17 protein-coding genes are annotated in these 21,103 nt (G+C 73.8%); 9 read left to right on the forward strand and 8 right to left on the reverse strand.

Annotated features, from left to right (window positions below; all coding sequences use genetic code 11):
• The first annotated feature begins 9 nt into the window (after window positions 1-9).
• Window positions 10-591, forward strand: a complete 582-nt coding sequence (locus V5O49_RS09285; RefSeq protein ID WP_332901976.1) for a hypothetical protein — start codon at window positions 10-12, stop codon at window positions 589-591.
• A 3-nt stretch (window positions 592-594) separates the two neighbouring features.
• Here the strand turns inward: V5O49_RS09285 and V5O49_RS09290 are convergent, their stop codons facing one another.
• Window positions 595-1,614 carry a helix-turn-helix domain-containing protein gene (locus V5O49_RS09290; protein ID WP_332901977.1) on the reverse strand — a complete coding sequence of 340 codons (1,020 nt, stop codon included), beginning with the start codon at window positions 1,612-1,614 and terminating at the stop codon, window positions 595-597.
• Between the two features lie 86 nt (window positions 1,615-1,700).
• On the opposite strand from V5O49_RS09290, the gene V5O49_RS09295 reads away from it, so the two are divergent.
• Both V5O49_RS09295 and V5O49_RS09300 read left to right on the forward strand, forming a co-directional pair.
• On the forward strand, window positions 1,701-5,783 hold the full coding sequence (locus tag V5O49_RS09295; protein WP_332901978.1) for a S8 family serine peptidase: 4,083 nt from the start codon (window positions 1,701-1,703) through the stop codon (window positions 5,781-5,783).
• A gap of 105 nt (window positions 5,784-5,888) precedes the next feature.
• The gene (locus V5O49_RS09300; RefSeq protein ID WP_332901979.1) at window positions 5,889-6,998 is read left to right on the forward strand and encodes a polyprenyl synthetase family protein; all 1,110 of its coding nucleotides are present in this window, start codon (window positions 5,889-5,891) and stop codon (window positions 6,996-6,998) included.
• A gap of 15 nt (window positions 6,999-7,013) precedes the next feature.
• Here the strand turns inward: V5O49_RS09300 and V5O49_RS09305 are convergent, their stop codons facing one another.
• Window positions 7,014-7,394, reverse strand: a complete 381-nt coding sequence (locus tag V5O49_RS09305; RefSeq protein ID WP_332901980.1) for an Rv2175c family DNA-binding protein — start codon at window positions 7,392-7,394, stop codon at window positions 7,014-7,016.
• A 53-nt stretch (window positions 7,395-7,447) separates the two neighbouring features.
• Here V5O49_RS09305 and pknB point away from each other — a divergent pair, with 53 nt between their 5' ends.
• Window positions 7,448-9,457 carry a Stk1 family PASTA domain-containing Ser/Thr kinase gene (gene pknB, locus V5O49_RS09310; protein ID WP_332901981.1) on the forward strand — a complete coding sequence of 670 codons (2,010 nt, stop codon included), beginning with the start codon at window positions 7,448-7,450 and terminating at the stop codon, window positions 9,455-9,457.
• Here the strand turns inward: pknB and V5O49_RS09315 are convergent.
• From V5O49_RS09315 to V5O49_RS09325, 3 genes are all read right to left on the reverse strand, one after another.
• Window positions 9,444-10,808, reverse strand: coding sequence for a class II 3-deoxy-7-phosphoheptulonate synthase (locus V5O49_RS09315; RefSeq protein WP_332901982.1), 1,365 nt, complete (start codon window positions 10,806-10,808; stop codon window positions 9,444-9,446). The two genes, pknB and V5O49_RS09315, sit on opposite strands and share 14 nt — an antisense overlap.
• A gap of 14 nt (window positions 10,809-10,822) precedes the next feature.
• Entirely contained in the window at window positions 10,823-12,049 is a 1,227-nt protein-coding gene (locus V5O49_RS09320; RefSeq protein WP_278234653.1) for a pyrophosphate--fructose-6-phosphate 1-phosphotransferase, read from the reverse strand.
• A 76-nt stretch (window positions 12,050-12,125) separates the two neighbouring features.
• Entirely contained in the window at window positions 12,126-12,902 is a 777-nt protein-coding gene (locus V5O49_RS09325) for a lysophospholipid acyltransferase family protein (RefSeq protein WP_332901983.1), read from the reverse strand.
• Between the two features lie 42 nt (window positions 12,903-12,944).
• On the opposite strand from V5O49_RS09325, the gene V5O49_RS09330 reads away from it, so the two are divergent.
• Window positions 12,945-13,511: a hypothetical protein gene (locus V5O49_RS09330; RefSeq protein WP_332901984.1), complete on the forward strand. Its 567-nt coding sequence runs from the start codon at window positions 12,945-12,947 to the stop codon at window positions 13,509-13,511.
• A 21-nt stretch (window positions 13,512-13,532) separates the two neighbouring features.
• Here the strand turns inward: V5O49_RS09330 and V5O49_RS09335 are convergent, their stop codons facing one another.
• Window positions 13,533-14,477, reverse strand: a complete 945-nt coding sequence (locus tag V5O49_RS09335; protein WP_332901985.1) for an ROK family glucokinase — start codon at window positions 14,475-14,477, stop codon at window positions 13,533-13,535.
• 227 nt (window positions 14,478-14,704) lie between these two features.
• On the opposite strand from V5O49_RS09335, the gene V5O49_RS09340 reads away from it, so the two are divergent.
• The 3 genes from V5O49_RS09340 (at window position 14,705) to V5O49_RS09350 (ending at window position 18,621) form a co-directional block, all read left to right on the forward strand.
• Window positions 14,705-16,513, forward strand: a complete 1,809-nt coding sequence (locus tag V5O49_RS09340) for an AMP-dependent synthetase/ligase (protein ID WP_278234657.1) — start codon at window positions 14,705-14,707, stop codon at window positions 16,511-16,513.
• A gap of 69 nt (window positions 16,514-16,582) precedes the next feature.
• A complete protein-coding gene (locus V5O49_RS09345; protein ID WP_332901986.1) occupies window positions 16,583-18,346 on the forward strand; it encodes a DEDD exonuclease domain-containing protein in 1,764 nt (587 codons plus the stop codon).
• On the forward strand, window positions 18,340-18,621 hold the full coding sequence (locus V5O49_RS09350) for an Lrp/AsnC family transcriptional regulator (RefSeq protein ID WP_332901987.1): 282 nt from the start codon (window positions 18,340-18,342) through the stop codon (window positions 18,619-18,621). Before V5O49_RS09345 ends, V5O49_RS09350 begins: the two co-directional genes overlap by 7 nt.
• Window positions 18,622-18,660: 39 nt before the next feature.
• Here V5O49_RS09350 and trpD read toward each other — a convergent pair whose 3' ends face one another.
• Window positions 18,661-19,725 carry an anthranilate phosphoribosyltransferase gene (trpD, locus tag V5O49_RS09355; RefSeq protein WP_332902147.1) on the reverse strand — a complete coding sequence of 355 codons (1,065 nt, stop codon included), beginning with the start codon at window positions 19,723-19,725 and terminating at the stop codon, window positions 18,661-18,663.
• 67 nt (window positions 19,726-19,792) lie between these two features.
• Window positions 19,793-20,182 (reverse strand): DNA-binding transcriptional response regulator, encoded by a 390-nt coding sequence (locus V5O49_RS09360; protein ID WP_278234660.1) that lies wholly within the window; start codon window positions 20,180-20,182, stop codon window positions 19,793-19,795.
• A gap of 202 nt (window positions 20,183-20,384) precedes the next feature.
• On the opposite strand from V5O49_RS09360, the gene ctaE reads away from it, so the two are divergent.
• A complete protein-coding gene (gene ctaE / locus V5O49_RS09365; RefSeq protein ID WP_332901988.1) occupies window positions 20,385-21,038 on the forward strand; it encodes an aa3-type cytochrome oxidase subunit III in 654 nt (217 codons plus the stop codon).
• The last annotated feature ends 65 nt before the right edge of the window (window positions 21,039-21,103 follow it).

Below are 21,103 nucleotides of genomic sequence, written 5' to 3' on the forward strand. Positions count from 1 at the left end.
GGTGTCCCCGTGCCCACGACCTCGCGCCAGCGCACCGCCCGTTCGGTGGGCCGGCGTGTGTCCGCCGCCCTGATGGCCGCCGCCCTGGCCGCGCTCACCGGCGGCTGCGACGCGTTCGGCAGCGACGGACCGAGTCCGGCGACCGCCGCGAGCCAGGCACCGACGCCGACCCCCGCCGACACCCCCACCGCGCTGCCGTCGTTCGACCCGTCCTCCGCCGTCGGCGACTACGCCCGCGGGTTCCCCACCGCGCTGCTCGGCGCACCGCAGCAGGCGACCGTGCTCGCCAGCTCGGCGCTGCCCGCCGAGAACGGCCTCGTCGAGGTCTCCCTGAACCTGGCGACCACCCAGCCGCCGCGCAAGATCGTCAAGCGCTACGCCCGCCGGCTGGACGAGGCCGGGTTCGCCGAGGCCGACGAGGTCGAGGCCTCGGGCCTGGCCGCCCGGTCGGTGTTCACCCGCACCCGCCAGGGCGAGGACGCCGTGGAGACGGTGCTGATCGGGGTGCTCGACGACGGCGAGCGACGGCTGGTCTCGCTGTCCGGCACGGTCGCGGCCGACCCCGAGGACGACACCGCCGCCGAGGACTGACGGCTACAACCAGCCCTGCCGCGCGGCCACGACGCCGAGCTGGAGCCGGGTGTCGACGTCGGCCCGCTCCATCAGGGTGCGGACCTGGCGCTGGACGGTCCGCATCGACACCCCGAGCCGGGCGGCCACCGTGCGGTCGGTCAGGCCGGCGTTGAGCAGCTGCAGCAGGTACCGGTCGGCGGGGTCGAGGTCGGTGTCGCGGGCGACGGCGGGCGACGGCTCGTCGTCGTCCTCGCCGAGCGGGGACGCGCTGCGCCACGTCTGCTCGAACAGGGCCGTCGCCATGTCGAGCAGCCCCCCGGCCTGGAGCAGCAGGGCACCGCCGGACTGGTCCCGGCTGCTGGCCGAGAACGGCACCATCGCGATCCGTCGGTCCACGACGAGCAGGCGGGTCGGCAGCGAGCGCACCAGCCGGACCTGCGCGCCGCGCTCGACGGTGGAGCGCACGGCCTCGATCACGCCTTCGCGCTCGACCGCCGGGCGCTCGATGACGAACCGGTAGGCGACCCCGCGCGCGAGCGCGGCCTCCTCCTCGACGTTCTGCGAGGGTTCGACGACGGCGACGTCGCCGCGCACGAACTCCAGCACCTCGGCCCGGGCGGAGCGCTGCAGCTGGTTGAACCGCTGCCGCACGGCCTCGCTGCCGCGGACCACGTCGACGGCGTCCTCGGTCTGCCGCGGCGCGGCCTCCCGGTAGACGGCCTCCAGCCGGCTCAGCTCGGTGCGGGCACGGCGCGTGCGCTCCTCGTGGTCGAGGAGCAGCGAGGCCAGGGCCACGTCCGGCGGCGCCGCCACGTAGCGGTCGTACCGGGCACCCGACCGGGCGACGAGACCCAGCGCCTCGAGCCGGTCGAGCTGCTCCTGGATCGCGTGACGTGCGACACCCGTGCGCGCGGCCAGCTCGGCGGCGTCGGCCGAGCTGCGCCCGAGGAGCTCCTGGTAGACGCGCAGCTGGGCGTCGGTGATCCCGAGGACGTCGAGCGTCATGCCCTCTCCCGTGGTGTCGAGAACCTGCCATGTCATATTTGCGCCAGCATATCTCAGGGTTTGCCGTGTCATGATTCTGCAACCCCGTTTTCGAGGAGCACCCCATGTCCCTTCACCGAAGGATGCTGCGACCCGCAGGCATCACGCTCGGTCTCGCCCTGGCCGGGACGACGCTCGTCGCCCCCGCGAGCGGCGCCCCGTCCCCCGACGCCGCCGACGTCGCGCAGCGGCTCACCGACGCCCAGCGCCAGACCCTCACCCAGGCCGGCGACCTCAGCGTCCCGAGCACCGTCGTCGACGCGGACATCGACACCACGTCGAGCGAGCCCGTCGAGGTGATCGTCCAGCTCGCCACCCCGCCGGCGACCACCGCGCTCGCCCTGGCCGAGGCCGAGGGCCGCGACCTCACCGGCAAGCAGGCGCGCGCCGCCGTGAAGGCCTCCCAGCAGGCGCTCACCGTCCTGCTGAAGGACACCGCATCCGAGGACGAGCGCCGGGCTGCGCAGCGCCCCTCGGTGCGCCAGCAGTACACGGAGGCCTTCAACGGCGCCGCCGTCGAGCTGCCCGCCACCGACGTCGAGGCGCTCGCCGCCTCCGACGAGGTCGCCGCCGTGTGGGCCAACGACACCTGGACCGTCGACCTGCCCGAGACCGCCGCGACCGCCGTCGGCGCCTCCGCGGGGACCGACGACGTCGCCACGCTGCACGGCGAGGGCCTGACCGGCGCCGGCGTCAAGGTCGGCGTCCTGGACACCGGCATCGACTACACCCACCCGGCGCTCGCCGACGTCTACCAGGGCGGCTACGACCTGGTCGACGACGACGACGACCCGATGGAGACCACCTACGCCGACTGGCAGGAGGCCGGCGGGGCCGAGAAGGACCGCAACGGCAACACCTACTACACCCAGCACGGCACCCACGTGGCCGGCATCATCGCCGGTACCGACGAGCGGGGCTCCTGGGGAGCGGCCGGCGTCGCCCCCGAGGCCGACATCTACGCCTACCGCGTGCTCGGCCCGTTCGGCGGCGGCACCACCGAGGACATCCTCGCCGGCATGGAGCGCGCGCTCGCCGACGGCATGGACGTGGTGAACATGTCCCTGGGCGGCAACGTCAACGACACGCAGAGCCCGCTGTCGATCGCCGCGAACCACCTGACCCTCGCCGGGGTGACCACCGTGCTGGCCGCCGGCAACTCCGGTGCTGCCGGCGCGTTCTCGCTCGGCTCTCCCGCGGCCGCCCGGCTCGCCCTGACGGTCGGCGCGAACGACTTCGCGATCGAGGTCGCCACGCTCGGCGCCACCGTCGGGACCGCCGGGGCCGACCTGCAGCTCCTCGCCCGTCCGATCCAGGACACGATCGCCGAGCTCGACGGCACCACGGCCACGATCGTGGACGCCGGACTCGGCAAGGCGTCCGACTACCGCTACTACGACAGCGGCTGGCAGGACGTCGCCGCCGAGGGCAACGTCGTGCTGGTCCAGCGCGGCGAGATCTCCTTCCAGGAGAAGATCGAGCGCGCCGCCGAGAAGGGGGCCGCCGCGCTCCTGATCGTCAACAACGACCCCGACCAGGAGCACCCGCCGTACTACTTCGGCGAGTCGGACAAGTACGTGCCGACCTTCTCGGTCACGACCGCCCAGGGCGCCGCCCTGACCGCGGCCGTCGCCTCCGGTGCGGAGATCGCCTTCACCGACTACGGCACCACGACGTCCGGCGGCGGCAACCTCGCCGACTTCAGCTCCCGCGGCCCCGCCAAGGGCAACGGCGACATCAAGCCCGAGGTCACCGCCCCCGGTGTCAGCGTGCTGTCCTCGATCCCGGCGCACATGGTCGACCCCGAGAACCTCGACGACCACTCGACGGCCTACGCCCGCCTGTCGGGCACGTCCATGGCGACGCCGTACGTCGCCGGCAGCGCCGCGCTGATGCTCCAGCACGACGGCGACCTGGACCCGATCGAGCTCAAGGCCCGCCTGATGAACACCGCGGACCCGCTGGACGAGGACCACAGCGTCTTCGAGATCGGCGCCGGCGAGGTGGACCCGTACCAGGCGGTGCACGCGGACACGTTCCTGCTGACCGCCGAGGACAACAGCACCCTCGCCCAGCGCGAGGTCACGACCGCGACCGGCAGCACCCCGTGGTCGGCGGCGTCCGCCGAGGACGCCGAGATCGGCAGCGACCTGAGCTTCGGCGTGCACGCCCCGGGCGCGGAGATCTCCGACTCCCGCCGTCTGGAGATCGTCAACGAGTCCGCCGAGCGGGCCCGCTACACCGTCGACGTCGTGCTCGACCAGGGTGTCGGCACCCAGGACGCGGCCGCGCAGGGCGTGACCGTGTCGACCAAGCACCAGGTGCAGGTGGCGGCCGGCGGCTCCGGCACCGTCCCCGTCGACCTCGACGTCCCCGCGACGGCCGAGGCCGGCACCTACGGCGGCTACGTCGAGGTCACCCGCGAGGGGGACGACGGCGAGGGCTATCGCGTGCCGTTCGGGTTCCGGCTCACCGAGACCGGCTTCGCCGACTTCACGTTCGTCAAGCAGGTCATGACCACGAACGTCACCGACGTGCTCGCCCCGCAGCTCGAGTGGGGCTTCGCGCTGGAGAACCACCTGCGCACGGTCGACTTCTTCGTCGCCGACACCGAGGGCCGCGACGTCGGCTACATCGGGTCCCTGGACACGGTCGCCGCGGCCGAGGGCGTCATGTACGGCCCGTTCGGCTGGATCGGCGGCTACTACGAGCTCACCGGTGACCGTGACTTCCCCGTCAGCCACACGCTGAGCACGATCGAGCCCGGGGCGCACGTCCTCAAGGTCGTCGGCACCGACGACGCCGGACGCACCTTCTCGGAGTCGGGCACCTTCTTCGTGGACAACACGGCCCCGGAGATGGTCGTCGACCGCGAGGGCGACGTCATCGAGGTGCCGTCCGGCGAGTCCTCCTACGCCATCGGCGGCACGCTCGTCGACGGCGAGACGGCGGCCATGCGTGCGGCCGGTCTCGACGTGGACGAGAGCGCCAACCGGTTCCTCGTCTACGGCTACTCGGCCTTCATGCCCTCGGACCAGGTGCGGCCCGCGGCGGACGGCACGTTCTCGTACACGTCCCGCTTCGGCCCCTCGCCCATGGCCACGCACCGGTACCGCGGCATCGACGCGGCCGGGAACGTCGCCGACCAGCTCGAGTACACCGTCATCACCGAGGGCGACGCGTACGTCGACGGGCAGAACGACCTGGAGTACGTCGCCCCCGGCGAGGAGCTCACGACGACGTTCACCCACCACCACGCCGAGGACCTCGGCACCGTGCGTCTCACCTTCCGCTACGACGCCGCGCGCACCGAGGTCGTCGACGTCCGGCCGGCCGAGGAGCTGGCCGCGTACGGCGACCCGACGCTCGACGTCGTGATCCCCGAGGGCGACACCGGCATGCTGCAGGCCTCGGTGACCATCACGTTCGACGGGGAGACCCCGGTGACCGCCGAGGAGCTCCCGCTGCTCGACGTCGTCACCCGTACCGTCGAGGACGGCCCCTGGGCGCAGAACGCCGGCATGATCACGGTCTCGGTGTACGTCCACGACGCCGAGGGCGGGTTCGTCCGCACCTGGCGCCGCTTCGACGTGACACAGAACCTGCCGTCGCACGTCGACGTCACGGGCACGTTCCTGGCCCAGGGCCTGTTCACCCCGGAGCTCGTCTTCGACCCGGAGCGTGACCACTCCGCCGTCGGCGGCGAGGTCGTGCTGACGGCGCCCGACGGCACGGTGCACCGCCCCGAGATCGCCGCCGACGGCAGCATCTCGGTCCCGGGCGTGCCGGTGACCCTCGAGCCGTACGTCCTCTCCGCGACCCTGCCGGGCCACCTCGACTACCGCACCGAGGTCACGGTCGGGCACGAGCTCGCCGACGGCCGGGTGCTCGGCACCCCGGCCCAGGGCGTGGTCCAGCTCTACGGCGGCGACGTGACCGGTGACGACGTCGTCGACATCCTCGACGCGCTCGCCATCAAGGACGCGGCAGGCACTGCCGACCGTGCCGCGGACGTGAACGCGGACGGCGTGGTCGACGGCCAGGACCTGACGCTCGTCGAGCGCAACTGGCTGATGCGCAACCCGTCCGCCGAGACCGTCCCGGACCCGCGCGACCGCAAGGGTTCCTGGACTCTGGAGGACGTCCAGGCGGCACTCGCCGACTGACCCCCCGGCGCCCTCCCGGCCGTGCCCCGGTCACCGTCACGGTGGCCGGGGCACAGTCGTGTCACGAACGCGCCCCGAGACGCTCAGCACGCTTAGGCTGTGCCCATGCCTGCTGCTGCGACCCCGTTGGTCGACCTCGAGAACCTCCGCACCGACGTCGACGCGGCGCTGCGAGCCCACCTCGACCGGCTCCGGGACGAGGCCGTGGGCATCGGCGCCGGCACCACCGCCCTCACCGAGCACGTGTCCACGCTGCTTGCCGGGGGCAAGCGCCTGCGGGCCGCGTTCTGCTACTGGTCGTTCCGTGCGCACGGCGGCGCCGCGACGGGGCCCGAGCGCGACGCCGTCGTCCGCATCGGCGCCGCCCTGGAGCTGTTCCAGGCGGCCGCGCTGCTGCACGACGACGTCATGGACGCCTCGGACACCCGCCGGGGCATGCCGACGGCCCACCGCGTCTTCGCCGCGCGGCACGAGGACAACGCCTGGACCGGTGACGGCGAGCGGTTCGGCACCGCGGCGGCGATCCTGCTCGGCGACCTGTGCCTGGTCGCCTGCCAGCGCGAGGCGGCCGCCGCCCTGGACGCCGTGGAGCCGGCCGTCGCCCGCACGGCGCGCGACCTGTTCGACACCATGACGAGCGAGGTGGTCGTCGGCCAGTACCTCGACGTGCTGGTGCAGGCCGAGCCCTGGGGGCTCGACCCCGCCGGCGACGAGGAGCGCGCCCGCACCGTGCTGCGCTCGAAGTCGGCGCGCTACTCGGTCGAGCGCCCGCTCACCCTGGGCGCCGTCCTGGCCGGCGCCGACCCGGAGCAGGTCGCCGCGATCAGCGCCGTCGGGCTGCCCGTCGGCGAGGCCTTCCAGCTGCGCGACGACCTGCTCGGGGTGTTCGGCGACCCCGCCGTGACCGGCAAGCCCGCCGGGGACGACCTGCGCGAGGGCAAGCACACGGTGCTCGTCGCGCGGACCCTGGCCGACGGCGACGACGAGGCGCGCGCGCTGCTGGCCAAGCACCTCGGCGACCCCGACCTGTCCGACGCGGACGTCACCGCGCTGCGCGAGACGATCACGGCCTCCGGGGCCGTCGAGGACGTCGAGGCACTGATCGACGAGCTCGCCACCGGAGCGCTCGGGCGTCTGGAGGCCTCCGACCTGCGCTCCCCCGGTCGCGAGGTGCTCGCCGACCTGGCCCGGGTCGCCGTCAACCGCCGGGCCTGAGGGCCCGGCGCCCGCTCAGCCCATCGCCTGGGCGAGCCGGCGCACCTGCGCGCGCTGGCCGGCACGCAGGGCCTCCACGGGGCTGCGTCCGAGCGACTCGTCCGCGGTGAACAGCCACCGCAGCGCCTCGGGGTCGCTGAAGCCGGCGTCACCCAGCAGGATCAGCGTGCCGCGCAGCGTCTCCAGCACCGCCGGGCCGTCGTCGGTCTCCACCACGAAGGCGGCCGGCACCTGGAAGGTGGTGCGCTCGCCCCGCTTGACGCCGACGACGTGGCGGGAGGCGACCAGCCCCCGGGCCCTGCTGACGTCGGTGCCGAGGGCCTCGGCCAGGTCGGGCAGGGTCAGCCACTCGCCGACGAGGTCGTCCAGGGGGGCCCGCGCGGATGCATCGCTCACGGCGCCAGCCTAGCCTCCGGGCCGCCGGACCCAGGTCCCCGTAGGATCGCTGCGTGGCCTCCACGACGACCGATCCTCTGCTCGGCCGCCTGGTCGACGGGCGGTACGAGATCGTCGCGCGCGTGGCCCGCGGAGGCATGGCCACCGTCTACCGCGCCCGGGACCGGCGCCTGGGCCGCGAGGTCGCGGTCAAGGTGATGCACCCGCACCTCGCCGACGGCGTGGACGGCGCCAGCTTCGTCTCCCGCTTCCGGCGCGAGGCGCGGGCCGCGGCACGCCTGTCGCACCCCGGCGTCGTCGCGGTGTTCGACCAGGGTCTCGACGGCGACACCTCCTACCTGACGATGGAGTACGTCGAGGGCAGCAACCTGCGCGCCGAGCTGCAGCAGGGGCCGCTGCCCGTCGGGCGGGCCCTCGATGTGGCCGCCCAGGTGCTGGAGGCGCTCGCCGCCGCGCACCGCGTCGGTCTGGTGCACCGCGACATCAAGCCGGAGAACGTCCTGCTGGGTTCGGACGGCACCGTCAAGGTCGCCGACTTCGGCCTGGCCCGCGCCGTGACCGAGGTGACCTCGACGGCCAGCGGGACGATCCTCGGCACGGTCGCCTACCTGGCGCCCGAGGTGATCACGTCCGGCGGGACGAGCCCCGCCACGGACGTCTTCGCCGTCGGCGTGCTGCTCTCGGAGATGCTGACGGGCACCGTGCCCTACCCGGGCGAGCCGCCGATCGGCGTGGCCTTCCACCACGTCCACGAGGACCTCCCGGCACCCTCGCAGCGGGTGGACTGGCTGCCCGCGGAGCTCGACCGCCTGGTGGCGTCGTTCACGGCCCGGGACCCGCACCGCCGCCCCGCGCACGCCGGCGCCGCGGGCGCGGCCGTCGCCGGGGCCCGGGCGCTGCTGGACCCGGACGTGCTCGACCGCCGCGCGGACCGGCCGGTGCTGCCGGCCGAGGACGACGGCGACGACGACCCGGGCACGGGTCCTGACGACGACCCGGACGCCCCGCGTCCGGGGTCCGCCGACGCCGTCGACGAGATCCCCACCGCGTTCTTCACCGAGGTGCCCGCCGGCGAGCACCGGACCGAGCACCTGGTCACCGAGCCGACCCACGCCCTGGCGGGACCGGTCGGAGCCGGTCCGCCGGCCCCGGAGCGGACCCACCGGCGCGGCGCCGTGGTGTGGGCGGTGCTGCTGGTGCTGCTGCTGGGCGGGGGCGGCGCGGGCACCTGGTGGTGGTTCGCCGCCGGTCCCGGGGCCTGGACGACCGTGCCGGCGGGCCTGGTGGGTGCACCGGCCGAGGACGCCGACGCCGCGCTCGCCGCGCAGGGCCTGGACGCCGAGACCCGGGAGCGGCACCACGACGACGTCCCGGCGGGCGACGTCGTCGCCACCGACCCGGCCTCGGGCGAGCGGGTGCGTCGCGACGGCAGCGTGGAGCTGGTCGTCTCGCTCGGGGTGCGGATGCTCACGGTGCCCGCAGACCTCGTGGGCTCGCCCCGGCAGGACGCCGAGGCCGCCCTGGACGCGGAAGGGTTCGCCGTCGAGGTCGACACCGTCCACGACGACGCCGCGCCCGAGGGCGAGGTCCTGGGCACCTCGGTCCCCGGGGGGTCCCGGCAGCGGCACGACACGGTGGTGACCCTGACGGTGTCCGACGGACCGGCGCCGGTCAGCGTGCCCCAGGTGGTCGGGCGCTCCGCCGACGAGGCCGAGGAGGACCTGGCCGCGGCCGGCCTCGAGGTCGCCTACGCCGACCCGGAGACCTCGACGGAGGTGGCCGAGGGGCGCGTGCTCGCCCAGGATCCGGAGCAGGGCACGACGGCGCGCCGCACCGACACGGTCACGCTGACGCTGTCCGCGGGGCCGCCGCAGGCCGAGGTGCCCGACGTCACGGGCATGACCGGTGACGAGGCCACGGCGGCGCTCGAGGAGGCGGGTTTCGAGGTCGAGGTGACCGGGCTGCTCGGCGGGTGGCTGCCCGCGTTCCGCGACGAGGTGCGCGAGCAGGAGCCCACCGGCAGCGCGCCGGTGGGCTCGACCGTGACGATCACCGTCTGGTGAGCATCTCCGCGACCTGGAAGGCGGTCTCGAGGGACTGCTGGTGGTTCAGGCGCGGGTCCACGAGCGTCTCGTAGCGCTCGGCCAGCCCGGCGTCGGAGATCTCCTCGCTGCCGCCGAGGACCTCGGTGACGTCGTCGCCGGTGAGCTCCATGTGCAGGCCGCCGGGCACCGTGCCCAGGTCGCGGTGCACCTCGAAGAAGCCGGTGACCTCGTCGAGCACGTCGGTGAACCGGCGGGTCTTGAAGCCGCTGTCCGAGGTGATCGTGTTGCCGTGCATCGGGTCGGTCACCCAGGTCACCGCGATGTCCGCCGCCGTCACCCGGTGCACGACGTCGGGCAGCACCTCGCGCACGCGACCGGCGCCCATGCGCGTGATGAACGTCAGGCGCCCGGGGACGTTGTCCGGGTTGAGCCGCCGGGCCAGCGCGATCGCGTCGTCCGGCGTCGTCGTCGGCCCGAGCTTGACGCCCACGGGGTTGGCCACGTGCGACAGGAACTCCACGTGCGCCCCGTCGAGCTGGCGCGTGCGCTCCCCGATCCACAGGAAGTGGGCGCTGGTGTCGTAGGCCAGCCCGGACCGCGGGTCGACGCGGGTCAGCGCCCGCTCGTAGTCGAGGATGAGCGCCTCGTGGCTGAGGAAGAACTCGACCGTGCGCAGGGCGTCGAAGTCGGCCCCGCAGGCGTCCATGAACCGGATCGCCCGGTCGATCTCCGTGGCCGTGCGCTCGTAGCGGGCGTAGGCCGGGTTCTCCATGAAGCCGCGGTTCCACTCGTGCACGCGACGCAGGTCGGCGTAGCCGCCCTGCGTGAAGGCGCGCACCACGTTCGCCGTCGCGGCGGAGATCCGGTAGGCCTGCTCCAGCCGGTCGGGGTCCGGGATCCGCGACGCGGGGGTGAACGGGTGACCGTTGACCATGTCGCCGCGGTAGCAGGGCAGCGTGACCCCGTCACGGGTCTCGGTGTCCGCCGAGCGCGGCTTGGCGTACTGCCCGGCGAGCCGGCCCATCTTCACCACGGGGGTGCTCGCCCCGTGGGTGAGGATCACGGCCATCTGCAGGATGGTGCGGACCTTGTTGCGGATGCGCGTCGCGTTCGCGTCGGCGAACGTCTCCGCGCAGTCCCCGCCCTGCAGGAGGAACGCCTCGCCGCGGCCGGCCGCGGCGAGGCGTTCGGTGAGCGTGTCCGCCTCGGCGGGCACCACGAGCGGCGCCGCGACCGCCAGCCGGGCGGCGACGGCGTCCAGGGCGTCGGCGTCCGGCCAGACCGGCTGCTGACGTGCCTCGAAGTCGCGGAACCGGTCCAGCCCCTGCGGGTCCGTCCCGGGCGCGACGACGTCGACGGCGGTGCTCATGGTGCCCGACCGCCTCAGTGCTCGGAGGGCTGCGCCGGCACGAGCGGCTGACCGAGGTCGGCCAGCAGCGCGCCGAACCACTCCTGGTGGACGTCGAAGGCCTTGCCGCCGGCGATCCGCGGGAAGGCGATCGCCTTGAGCTTGTCCTCGTCCTCCTCGTCGTGGCCGATGACGCCGGGCTCGCCGCGCAGGGCGCACTCGACCGCCAGGTCGGTCATCGACTTGATGAGCCGCAGGTCCTCGGCGTTCGCCGCGGCGGCGCGCGAGTAGTACCCGGACTTCTGGACCATGACCTTCTCGGCGCCCAGCTTCTCGGCGAACTGCTTCGCGAACCACTGGCCCGGGTTGATCGTGTCGAGCTTGACGTGGCCGAACGGGTCGCGCTGGACCTCCTCGCCGGCCGCCTCGAGCTGGGCGACGATCTCGTGCATGCCCGCACCCTCGGACAGGAAGATGTTGACGTTGCCGTGCGTGTCCATGATCGCCTTGAGGCGCTCGGCCTCGCCGTCGATGTCGAGGGCCAGCTCGGGCAGGAACACCGCGTGCACGTCCCAGCGCTCGCGCGTGAGGCCCAGCGCGGGGGCGAACTCCTGGGCGTCGAGCCACGTGCGGTACTCCGCGGCCGCGGCGGCGGTCAGCCAGCCGCAGTGGCGGCCCATGACCTCGTGCACGATGAGCATGCGCGGACCCGACCGGTGCTCGCCGATGACGTTCGCGGCGAACCCGGCGGCCTCCTCGGCCGCGGTCCAGGCGCCGAGCGACTGCTTGATCGGCACCACGTCGTTGTCGATCGTCTTGGGCAGACCGACCACGGTGAGCTCGTAGTCGTTCTCGTGCAGGTAGGCCGCGAGGTCGGCGGCGGTGGTGTTGGTGTCGTCGCCACCGATCGTGTGCAGCACGTCCACGCCGTCGGCCTTGAGCTGCTCCGCGGCGACGTGCAGCGGGTCCTGGCCCTCGGCGACCAGGCCGCGCTTGACGCAGTCGGCGGCGTTGGTGAGCTTGACGCGCGAGTTGCCGATCGGCGAGCCGCCGAAGCGGTGGAGGATGCCGGCCTGACGGCGGCCCTCGGCGTCGATCTCGATCTTCGTGCCGGTCAGCAGGCCGTGGTAGCCGTACTGGTAGGCGATGATCTCGATCGACGGGTCGAGCTCGGTGTAACGCTCGATGAGGCCACCGACCGCGGACGACAGGCACGGGGCGAAGCCACCGGCGGTCAGCAGGGCCACACGACGGACCGACATGAGGGTGCAACCTCTCGTTGGGGGATGAACAGCGGTCCCCATCCTACGAGGACCGCGCCCCCCGCGCGGCACCGTCTCAGCGCTCGGGTCGCTCCGTCTCCGGTCGCGGCGACGGCTCCGGGACGGGCCGGCGCTCCGGCGTCCCGCCGCCCGGCGTCGGGTCGACGGGCAGCCCCTGGGCGAGGCGCGCCTTGGCGGTGGCCGCGTAGACGTCGACGTACTCCTGCTCGCTCAGCCGCATGATCGCGTAGACGATCTCGTCGGTCACCGCGCGCAGCACGAACCGGTCGTTCTCCATGCCGCGGTAGCGGCTGAAGTCCAGGGGCTCGCCGATGACGACGCCGATCGGCATCGGCTTGGGCAGCACCGTCCCCAGCGGCTGGGCGACGTCCGTGCCGACCATGGCCACGGGCACCACCGGGGCGCCGGACTCCAGGGCGAGCCGGGCCACCCCGGTCTTGCCGCGGTACAGCCGCCCGTCGGGGCTGCGCGTGCCCTCGGGGTAGATGCCGAACAGGTCGCCCTCGTCCAGCACCCGCAGACCGGTGCGCAGGGCGGCCTCGCTGGCCTTGCCCCCCGAGCGGTCGACGGGGATGGTGCCGACGCCGCGCATGAACCCGGCCACCAGGCGGCCGCGCAGCCCCCTGCCGGTGAAGTAGTCGGACTTGCCGAGGAACTTCACCTGCCGGTCGAGCACGAGCGGCAGCACGAAGGAGTCGATGACTGCCAGGTGGTTGCTCGCGAGGATCGCGCCGCCCGTCGCGGGCAGGTGGTCCACGCCACGGGTCCACGGGCGGAAGGCCAGCCGGAGCCACGGCCCCACCAGCACGTGCTTCATCACCCAGTAGAACAACGGTCCTCCTCGCGGCGTCACCGACGACAATAGAGTGTTCCCATGGCTTCATCGAACCGGGACGCGGATCCGGACGACCTCCCGGACGCCGACGTCGACGCCCGTTGGACCGACATCGTCGCACGACTGAGCGACGTGGAGCAGTCCGGCCGCGACGTCGCGCGGTCCACGCCGACCGGGCCCCGGGGCGAGGACGCCGAGGGGAACGCCGACGCGGGCGACGCCGACGCGGGCGACGCCGCGGACACGACCGCGACGCCCGAGGTCGCCGCCCCCTCCCCCGCGCCGCGTGCGCCGGGACCCCGCGACTGGCCCGCCTCGCCGGAGGTCGAGAGGCGGGAAGAGACTGAGTCGCACTTCGTCCCCCCGGACCCCGCGCCCATCGGGCAGCGCGACCCGCTGCTCACCCTGGCCTGGACCGTCGTCGTCGCGGTGCCCGTGCTGACCGTGCTGAGCGTCGTGCTGCGCGCCGCGCTGGCCGAGCTGTCCGTGCCCGGCTGGCTCGGACCGGCCGCCGGCGCCGCGTTCGTCGCCGCCGTCGCCGTCCTGGTCTGGCGGATGCCGAACCGTCGCGACCCCGAGGACGACGACCCCGGGGCGGTCGTCTGAGACGTCACCGGGCCGAGCGGCTCAGCGTCGGGCCAGGTCCGCGGCGCCCACGATGCCCGCCTCGTTGCCGTGCTTGGCGAGCTCGATCTGCGCCACCGGCCGGTGACCGAGCGCGGACAGCTGCGCCTCGTAGGCCTTGCGGACCGGCAGGAGCAGCAGGTCCCCGGCCGCTCCGACGCCGCCGCCGATGACGAACAGCTCCGGGTCGAGCAGCGCGGCCACCGACGCGGCACCCTCGCCGATCCAGCGCCCGAGCGTGGCCAGGAGCTCGATCGCCAGCGGGTCGCCCTCCTGGGCGGCCTGCGTGACGTGCGGCCCCTGGATGTCCTCCCGGTCGCCGCCCGCCAGCTCCACCAGGCGCCGGGCCGCGTCGGGGTTCGCCACGGCGGCCTGCCGGGCGTCGCGCACCAGCGCGGAGCCGGAGGCGTACTGCTCCCAGCAGCCCTCGTGGCCGCACCCGCAGTAGTGGCCGCCCGGGACGACCCGCATGTGCCCGACCTCGGCGGCCACGCCCCACTTGCCGCGCACCAGCTCGCGGTCGACGACGACGGCGCCGCCGAGACCCGTGCCGACGGTCAGCATGATCATGTCGGTGGCGTCGTGCGCGGCGCCGAACCGGAACTCGGCCCAGCCGGCGGCGTTCGCGTCGTTCTCCACCACCACCGGGACGTCCACGTCGAGCAGGTCGCCGACCCGCTGCGCCAGCGGGTACTCGCGCCAGGCGATGTTGGGGGCGAACAGCACCGAGGAGCGGTCCGGGCTCACGAAACCGGCCGCGGCCAGGCCGATCGCGCCGACCTCGTGCTCCCGGGCCAGCTCCGTGCAGGCGTCGGCGATCGCACGGTCGATGCTCGCGACGTCGTCGGCGGCGGTGTCCCGCCGGACCTTGGCCAGGATGCGCCCGGCCTCGTCCACGACGCCGACGGCGATCTTGGTTCCGCCGATGTCGACTCCGATGGCGTGCATGCGTACGACCTCACGTTCGCTCGTCGGGGGCGTGGCGCGGACACGTGTCTCGCACCGGCGCCTGAGGGATCGGCGCGCGCCGACGCGCCGGGGACAGCCTACCGACCTCCACGTGGCCTGCACGCACCGTCCACCTGGCGACCTACGACGTGGACGAGACTGGTCGGCGCGGGCGCTGCGACGCGGTATCGTGACCGCCGTCGGACAGCCCTGCCACTGGAGTCAGCATGGACGAGATCACCACCCCGCAGCTCGTTGAGCTCCCCGCCACGTCGAACCTCAACGACCTCCTCGCCGAACGCATCGCGCCGGACCCGTCGGCGACGGTGGTCGAGCGCCCCGGGCCCTCCGGGTGGGAGGCGATCAGCGGGACCGACTTCGACGCGCAGGTCGTGGCGGTGGCCAAGGGACTCGTCGCACGGGGCGTGCAGCCCGGCGAGGCCGTCGGGATCATGTCGCACACCCGCTACGAGTGGACCCTCCTGGACTTCGCCGCCTGGGCGGCCGGCGCCGTGCCGGTGCCGATCTACGAGACCTCCTCGCGCGACCAGGTCGAGTGGATCGTCACGGACTCCGGCACGACGCTCGTCGTGGCCGAGGACGCCGAGATGGCCGGCATCGTCAAGCAGGTCCAGCAGACCGCGCCCACGCTGCGCGAGGTGTTCTCGCTCGAGGACGGCGCGATCGCGGACCTCACCGCCGCCGGCGCCGAGGTCGAGGACGCCGAGATCGAGCGTCGACGCGGCCTGGCGAACCTCGACGACGTCGCCACCATCATCTACACCTCGGGCACGACCGGACGCCCCAAGGGTGCGGAGCTCACGCACGGCAACTTCGCGCTGCTGACGAAGAACGCCGTCGCGGCCGTGCCGGAGGTCTTCGCCTCCGGCGGTCGGACGCTGCTGTTCCTGCCGCTGGCGCACGTCTTCGCCCGGTTCGTCGAGGTGCTCGCCGTCGCCGGCGGCACGGTGCTCGGCCACTGGGGCGACACCAAGACGGTCACCGAGGGCCTGGCCGAGTTCAAGCCCACCTACGTGCTCGCCGTCCCGCGCGTGTTCGAGAAGGTCTACAACTCGGCGGAGCAGAAGGCCGCCGCGGGCGGCAAGCTGAAGATCTTCCACTGGGCGTCCGCCACGGCGATCGCCTGGTCGCGCGCCCAGGACACCGGCGGCCCCTCGTTCTGGCTGAACGTTCAGCACAAGGTCGCGGACCGGCTCGTCTACAGCAAGCTGCGCGGGGCGCTCGGCGGCGAGGCACGCCACGCCGTCTCCGGCGGCGGCCCGCTGGGCGAGCGGCTCGGCCACTTCTTCCGGGGCATCGGCCTGACGATCATCGAGGGCTACGGCCTGACCGAGACGACGGCGCCGACCTCCGTCAACCGTCCGGGCAACAACCGCATCGGCAGCGTCGGCGAGCAGCTGCCGGGCTGCGGGGTCAAGATCGCCGAGGACGGCGAGATCCTGCTGCGCGGCGTGCAGGTCTTCCGCGGCTACCACGGCAACCCCGAGGCGACGGCGGAGTCCTTCGACGGCGACTGGTTCCGCACCGGCGACCTCGGCTCGCTGGACGACGACGGCTTCCTGCGGATCACCGGCCGCAAGAAGGAGATCATCGTGACCGCGGGCGGCAAGAACGTCGCCCCCGCGGTGCTCGAGGACCGCATCCGCGCCCACGCGCTGGTCAGCCAGTGCGTCGTCGTCGGGGACAACCGCCCGTTCATCGGCGCCCTGATCACCCTCGACCCGGACGGCCTGCCCGGCTGGTGCAAGATGCACGACAAGCCGGAGCTGAGCGTGGCCCAGGCCAAGGAGGACCCGGACGTGCTGGCCGCCCTGGACCACGCCGTCACCCGGGCCAACGAGGCCGTCTCGCGCGCGGAGTCGATCCGCAAGTTCGCCATCCTGCCGGAGGACCTGACGGTGGAGAACAGCTACCTCACGCCCTCGATGAAGGTCCGTCGCTCCGTCGTGCTCGACGACTTCGCCGCCGACGTCGACGCGCTCTACGAGGACACCCGGGAGCAGTCCCCCAGCTGACCGGACGGCCGGGCCGGCGCGTGCCGGCCCGGCCGCCGCCTGTCGGTGGCGCCCGCTAGCGTCGCGGCCATGTCGATCACGTCCGCCCGGGCGGAGCCGGGGACGAGCGTCCAGCCGTCGTTCGCCGACCTGGGGACCCCGCTGCAGGACGTCACGTTCGTCGTCGTGGACCTGGAGACCACCGGCAGCCGCGCCGACGACGCCGGCATCACCGAGATCGGCGCGGTCAAGGTCCGCGGCGGCGAGGTGCTCGGCGAGTTCCAGTCGCTGGTCAACCCCGGCCGCCCCGTCCCGGCGTTCGTGGCCCGCCTGACGGGCATCACCACGCAGATGGTCGCCACGGCCCCCGACCCGGACCTGGTCCTGCCGAGCTTCCTGGAGTTCGCCCACGACGCCGTGCTCGTGGCGCACAACGCCCCGTTCGACGTCGGCTTCCTGCGCGCCGCGTGCGCCGAGCTGGGCTACGCGTGGCCGGGGTTCGCCGTCGTCGACACCCTGCCGCTGGCCCGGCGCGTCGTGACGCGCGACGAGGCCCGCAACCACAAGCTGTCCACCCTCGCGGCGCTGTTCCGCGCCGGCACCTCGCCCGACCACCGCGCGCTGGCCGACGCCCGCGCGACGGTGGACGTGCTGCACGGGCTGCTGGAACGGCTCGCCCCGCTGGGCGTGACGCACCTGGAGGACCTGGCCACGGCGTCGGACCCGGTGCCCGCCGACGTGCGGCGCAAGGCGACGCTCGCCGACGGCCTGCCGTCCTCCCCCGGCGTCTACCTCTTCCGGGGGCCGGACGAGGAGGTGCTGTACGTGGGCACCTCGACCAACATCCGCCAACGGGTCCGGTCGTACTTCACCGCGGCCGAGAAGCGCCGTCGCATGACGGAGATGGTGCGTATCGCGCACGCCGTGACCCCCGTGGTGTGCGCGACGCCGCTCGAGGCCCGTGTGCGCGAGCTGCGGCTCATCGCCGAGCACTCCCCGCGCTACAACCGGCGCTCCAAGCATCCCGAGCGACGCACGTGGGTGCGCCTGACCGACGAGGCCTACCCCCGGCTCTCGGTCGTGACCGAGGTCCGCGGCGACACGCCGCACATCGGACCGTTCACCTCGCGCCGCACGGCGACGGCCGCCGTCGACGCCCTGCACGACGCGCTCGGGCTGCGGCAGTGCACCCAGCGACTGCCGCTGGTGGCGCGGGAGCGGCGCAGCCCGTGCGCGCTCGCCGGCCTGGACCGGTGCTCGGCGCCGTGCACCGCCGTCGGGACGCCCGACGCCGGCTACGCCGACGTCGTGGCCGAGGCGACCCGGGCGCTGACCGGCGACCCCCAGGTCGTGCTGCGCGCCCTGGGCGACCGGGTGGCACGGCTCGCCGCCGAGGAGCGGTACGAGGAGGCGGGCCAGGTCACGGCCCGGCTGCGCGCCTTCGTCGGCGCCGCGGCGCGCGCGCAGCGGCTGGACCCCCTGAGCCGCTGCGCGGAGCTGGTGGCGGCGCGCCCGACGGCGGACGGAGGCTGGGAGCTGGTCGTCGTGCGGTACGCACGGCTGGCCGCCACCGCGGTCAGCCCGCCCGGCGAGGACCCGTGGCCGGTCGTGCACGCGCTGCGGGCGACCGCCGAGGTGGTCGAGGCGCCCGCACCGCCCGCCCCGGCGGGGCACCCCGAGGAGGCGGCGCTGCTGCTGGACTGGCTCGAGCAGCCCGAGGTGCGGCTCGTCGACGTCTCGGACCCGTGGACGTGCCCGGTGCGCTCGGCCGTGGCCCACGCCGACCTCGACGACGTGGCCGCCACCGTGGCGCTGGCGGTGGGCGGCGCCGTCGATACGATGGCGGCATGCTGACCGCCATCGTGCTGATCGACACCGCCGCCGACCAGATCCCCGAGGTCGCGTCCCGGGTCACCGACCTGCCCGGGGTGAGCGAGGTCTACTCGGTCACCGGCAAGGCGGACCTGGTCGCGATGGTGCGCGTGCGCGAGCACGACGAGCTGTCCGAGGTCATCGCCGACGGCATCAGCAAGGTGCCGGGCGTGCTGCGCACGGAGACGCTCATCGCGTTCCGCGCCTACTCGCACGTGGACCTCGAGCAGGCGTTCGCCCTCGGCCTGGACGACTGACCGCCCGCGCGGCGTCGGCTCGCCGCCAGCGGCCGGGCCTCAGCGCTGCGTCGCGGCGACCCAGCGCTCCAGCACGTCGCTCGTGCGCCCGTCGTCGATGCTGCGGGCGGCGTGCTCGACCCCCGCGGCCAACCGCTGGGAGAGCGTGCCCTGCGCCGTGCCGGCCAGCGACCCGTCGGCCACCAGCGCCGCCGCCGCGTTGAGCAGCACCGTCTCGCGCACGGGACCGCGGTCCGTGCCGGCGAACACCCCGCGCGCCACCTCCGCGTTGTGCGCGGCGTCGCCGCCGCGCAGGTCGGCGACCTCGATGCGCTGCAGGCCGAGGTCGGCGGCGGCGTCGAACCGCTCCTCGGCCACGGTGCCCTCGCGCACCTCCCACACGTCGGTGCCGCCGGTGGCCGCGAGCTCGTCCAGCCCGTCGTCGCCGCGGAACACCAGGGCGCGGGTGCCGCGGGAGGCGAGGACCCCGGCCATCAACGGAGCCATCCGCGCGTCCGCGCAGCCCACGGCCGTGGCGCCCGGCTGGGCGGGGTTGGTCAGCGGCCCCAGGAAGTTGAACGCGGTGGCGATGCCGAGGTCGCGGCGCGCCGTGCCGGCGTGCCGCATCGAGGGGTGGAACAGCCCGGCGAAGCAGAAGGTGATGCCGACCTCGGTGGCGATCTCGGCGACCCGTTCGGCCGGCTGGTCGAGCCGGACGCCGAGCGCCTCGAGGACGTCCGCCGAGCCGGACGACGACGACGCCGCCCGGTTGCCGTGCTTGACGACCCGCGTGCCGGTCCCGGCCACCACGACCGCGGCCATGGTCGAGATGTTGACGGTGTGGTGGCGGTCCCCGCCGGTGCCGACGAGGTCGACCGCCGGGCCGGGGACGGCGATGCGGGTCGCGTGCGAGAGCATCGCGTCGGCCAGCCCCGTCAGCTCGGCGGCCGTCTCCCCCTTGGCCCGCAGACCGACCAGGAAGCCCGCGAGCCGGGCCGGGGGGACCTCGCCCGCCATCACCTCGTCCATCGCCCAGGCCGTCTGCCCGGCGGTGAGGTCGTGACCGGCGACGAGCTCGGAGAGCACGCCGGGCCAGGTGGGTGCGGTCGGGTCGCTGGTGGGCACGGCGGTGTTCTCCTGGGGATCGCGGTCGACGGGCAGGGCGGACGGGGCAGCGGTCGCCACCGCCCGCTCAGGCCACCGGCGCCAGCGCGTCCGCGACGGTGCGCTGCACGGCGAAGGGCTCGAGCGGGCGCGGCACCACGGCGTCCGCGAGCGACCATGATGCCAGCCAGGCGTCGTCGGGGCGGCCGGTCAGCACGACGATCGGCGGGCAGTCGTAGACCTCGTTCTTGAGCTGCCGGCACAGGCCCATGCCGCCGGCCTTGTCCGCCTCGCCGTCGAGCACGAGCAGGTCGAAACGGCGGGCGGACACCGCGGACGTCACGGCCGGGGCGGTCGCCGCCTCGAACCACTCGATCGACGGAGCGTCGGCACCCAACCGGGGTCCGACGGCGAGTCGCACCTGCTCACGCACCGTGCGGTCGTCGCTGTACAGCAGTACCCGGGGGCCGTTCGTCATCGAGCATCCCTTCGCAGTCGTTTGGTGGCATCGTGGCACAGGTCCGTCACCTCGGTCAGCCCGATCGGGTGGCGTTTTCGTGGCACTGTCCTGGCATCCGTCACGATAGACCCCCGCAGCCGCTCATTTCTGCAGATTCGGTGGTGGTCGTCTCCACGGAAAGCGCGGTTCTGGTCCTCGAACCTTCCGCACGTCGGCCATAATGGGTCGCGTGTCGACCGCAACGGCTGCTGCCCCCCACGCCCACCAGCACGTGACCGTGAACCGACCGAACACCGTCTCGGTCGGGACGATCGTGTGGCTCGCCAGCGAGCTCATGTTCTTCGCGGGCCTCTTCGCGATGTACTTCACGGTGCGCTCCGTGATGCCCGAGGAGGAGTGGGCCGCCCAGGCCGACAACGTCTCGCTCGTGTTCCCGGCGATCAACACCACGGTCCTGGTCCTGTCCTCGGTGACGTGCCAGCTGGGCGTGTGGGCCGCCGAGCGGTTCCAGCCGGTGCGGACCGGCTCGCTGCTGCAGGTGAACCGGTGGGGCATGAACGAGTGGATGACGCTCACCTACCTCATGGGCTCGTTCTTCATCGCCGGGCAGATCTTCGAGTACGCCGAGCTCGTCGAGCACGGCCTGACGATCTCCTCCAGCGCCTACGGGTCCGTCTTCTACCTCGCCACCGGGTTCCACGGTCTGCACGTGGTCGGCGGCCTGATCGCCTTCCTGTTCCTGCTCGGCCGGTCCTTCCGCGCCAAGCGGTTCACCCACCACGAGGTGACCACGGGTCTCGTGGTCTCCTACTACTGGCACTTCGTCGACGTCGTGTGGATCGCCCTCTTCGCGGTGATCTACCTGCTGAAGTGATCACACCGGCTCGGCGCGGTCGCCGACCCCACGTCCCTGCACCATTCACCTTCGAGACGAGGACA

The sequence above is a fragment of the Isoptericola haloaureus genome (assembly GCF_036689775.1).
Lineage (GTDB): Bacteria > Actinomycetota > Actinomycetes > Actinomycetales > Cellulomonadaceae > Isoptericola > Isoptericola haloaureus.

Excerpts from the sequence above, each read along its gene's own strand:
- V5O49_RS09290 (WP_332901977.1), bottom strand. The coding sequence starts at position 1,614 with ATGACATGGCAGGTTCTCGACACCACGGGAGAGGGCATGACGCTCGAC.
- V5O49_RS09295 (WP_332901978.1), top strand. The coding sequence starts at position 1,701 with ATGCTGCGACCCGCAGGCATCACGCTCGGTCTCGCCCTGGCCGGGACG.
- V5O49_RS09300 (WP_332901979.1), top strand. The coding sequence starts at position 5,889 with ATGCCTGCTGCTGCGACCCCGTTGGTCGACCTCGAGAACCTCCGCACC.
- V5O49_RS09315 (WP_332901982.1), bottom strand. The coding sequence starts at position 10,808 with ATGAGCACCGCCGTCGACGTCGTCGCGCCCGGGACGGACCCGCAGGGG.
- V5O49_RS09320 (WP_278234653.1), bottom strand. The coding sequence starts at position 12,049 with ATGTCGGTCCGTCGTGTGGCCCTGCTGACCGCCGGTGGCTTCGCCCCG.
- V5O49_RS09330 (WP_332901984.1), top strand. The coding sequence starts at position 12,945 with ATGGCTTCATCGAACCGGGACGCGGATCCGGACGACCTCCCGGACGCC.
- V5O49_RS09335 (WP_332901985.1), bottom strand. The coding sequence starts at position 14,477 with ATGCACGCCATCGGAGTCGACATCGGCGGAACCAAGATCGCCGTCGGC.
- V5O49_RS09340 (WP_278234657.1), top strand. The coding sequence starts at position 14,705 with ATGGACGAGATCACCACCCCGCAGCTCGTTGAGCTCCCCGCCACGTCG.
- V5O49_RS09345 (WP_332901986.1), top strand. The coding sequence starts at position 16,583 with ATGTCGATCACGTCCGCCCGGGCGGAGCCGGGGACGAGCGTCCAGCCG.
- V5O49_RS09350 (WP_332901987.1), top strand. The coding sequence starts at position 18,340 with ATGCTGACCGCCATCGTGCTGATCGACACCGCCGCCGACCAGATCCCC.
- V5O49_RS09360 (WP_278234660.1), bottom strand. The coding sequence starts at position 20,182 with ATGACGAACGGCCCCCGGGTACTGCTGTACAGCGACGACCGCACGGTG.
- ctaE (WP_332901988.1), top strand. The coding sequence starts at position 20,385 with ATGGGTCGCGTGTCGACCGCAACGGCTGCTGCCCCCCACGCCCACCAG.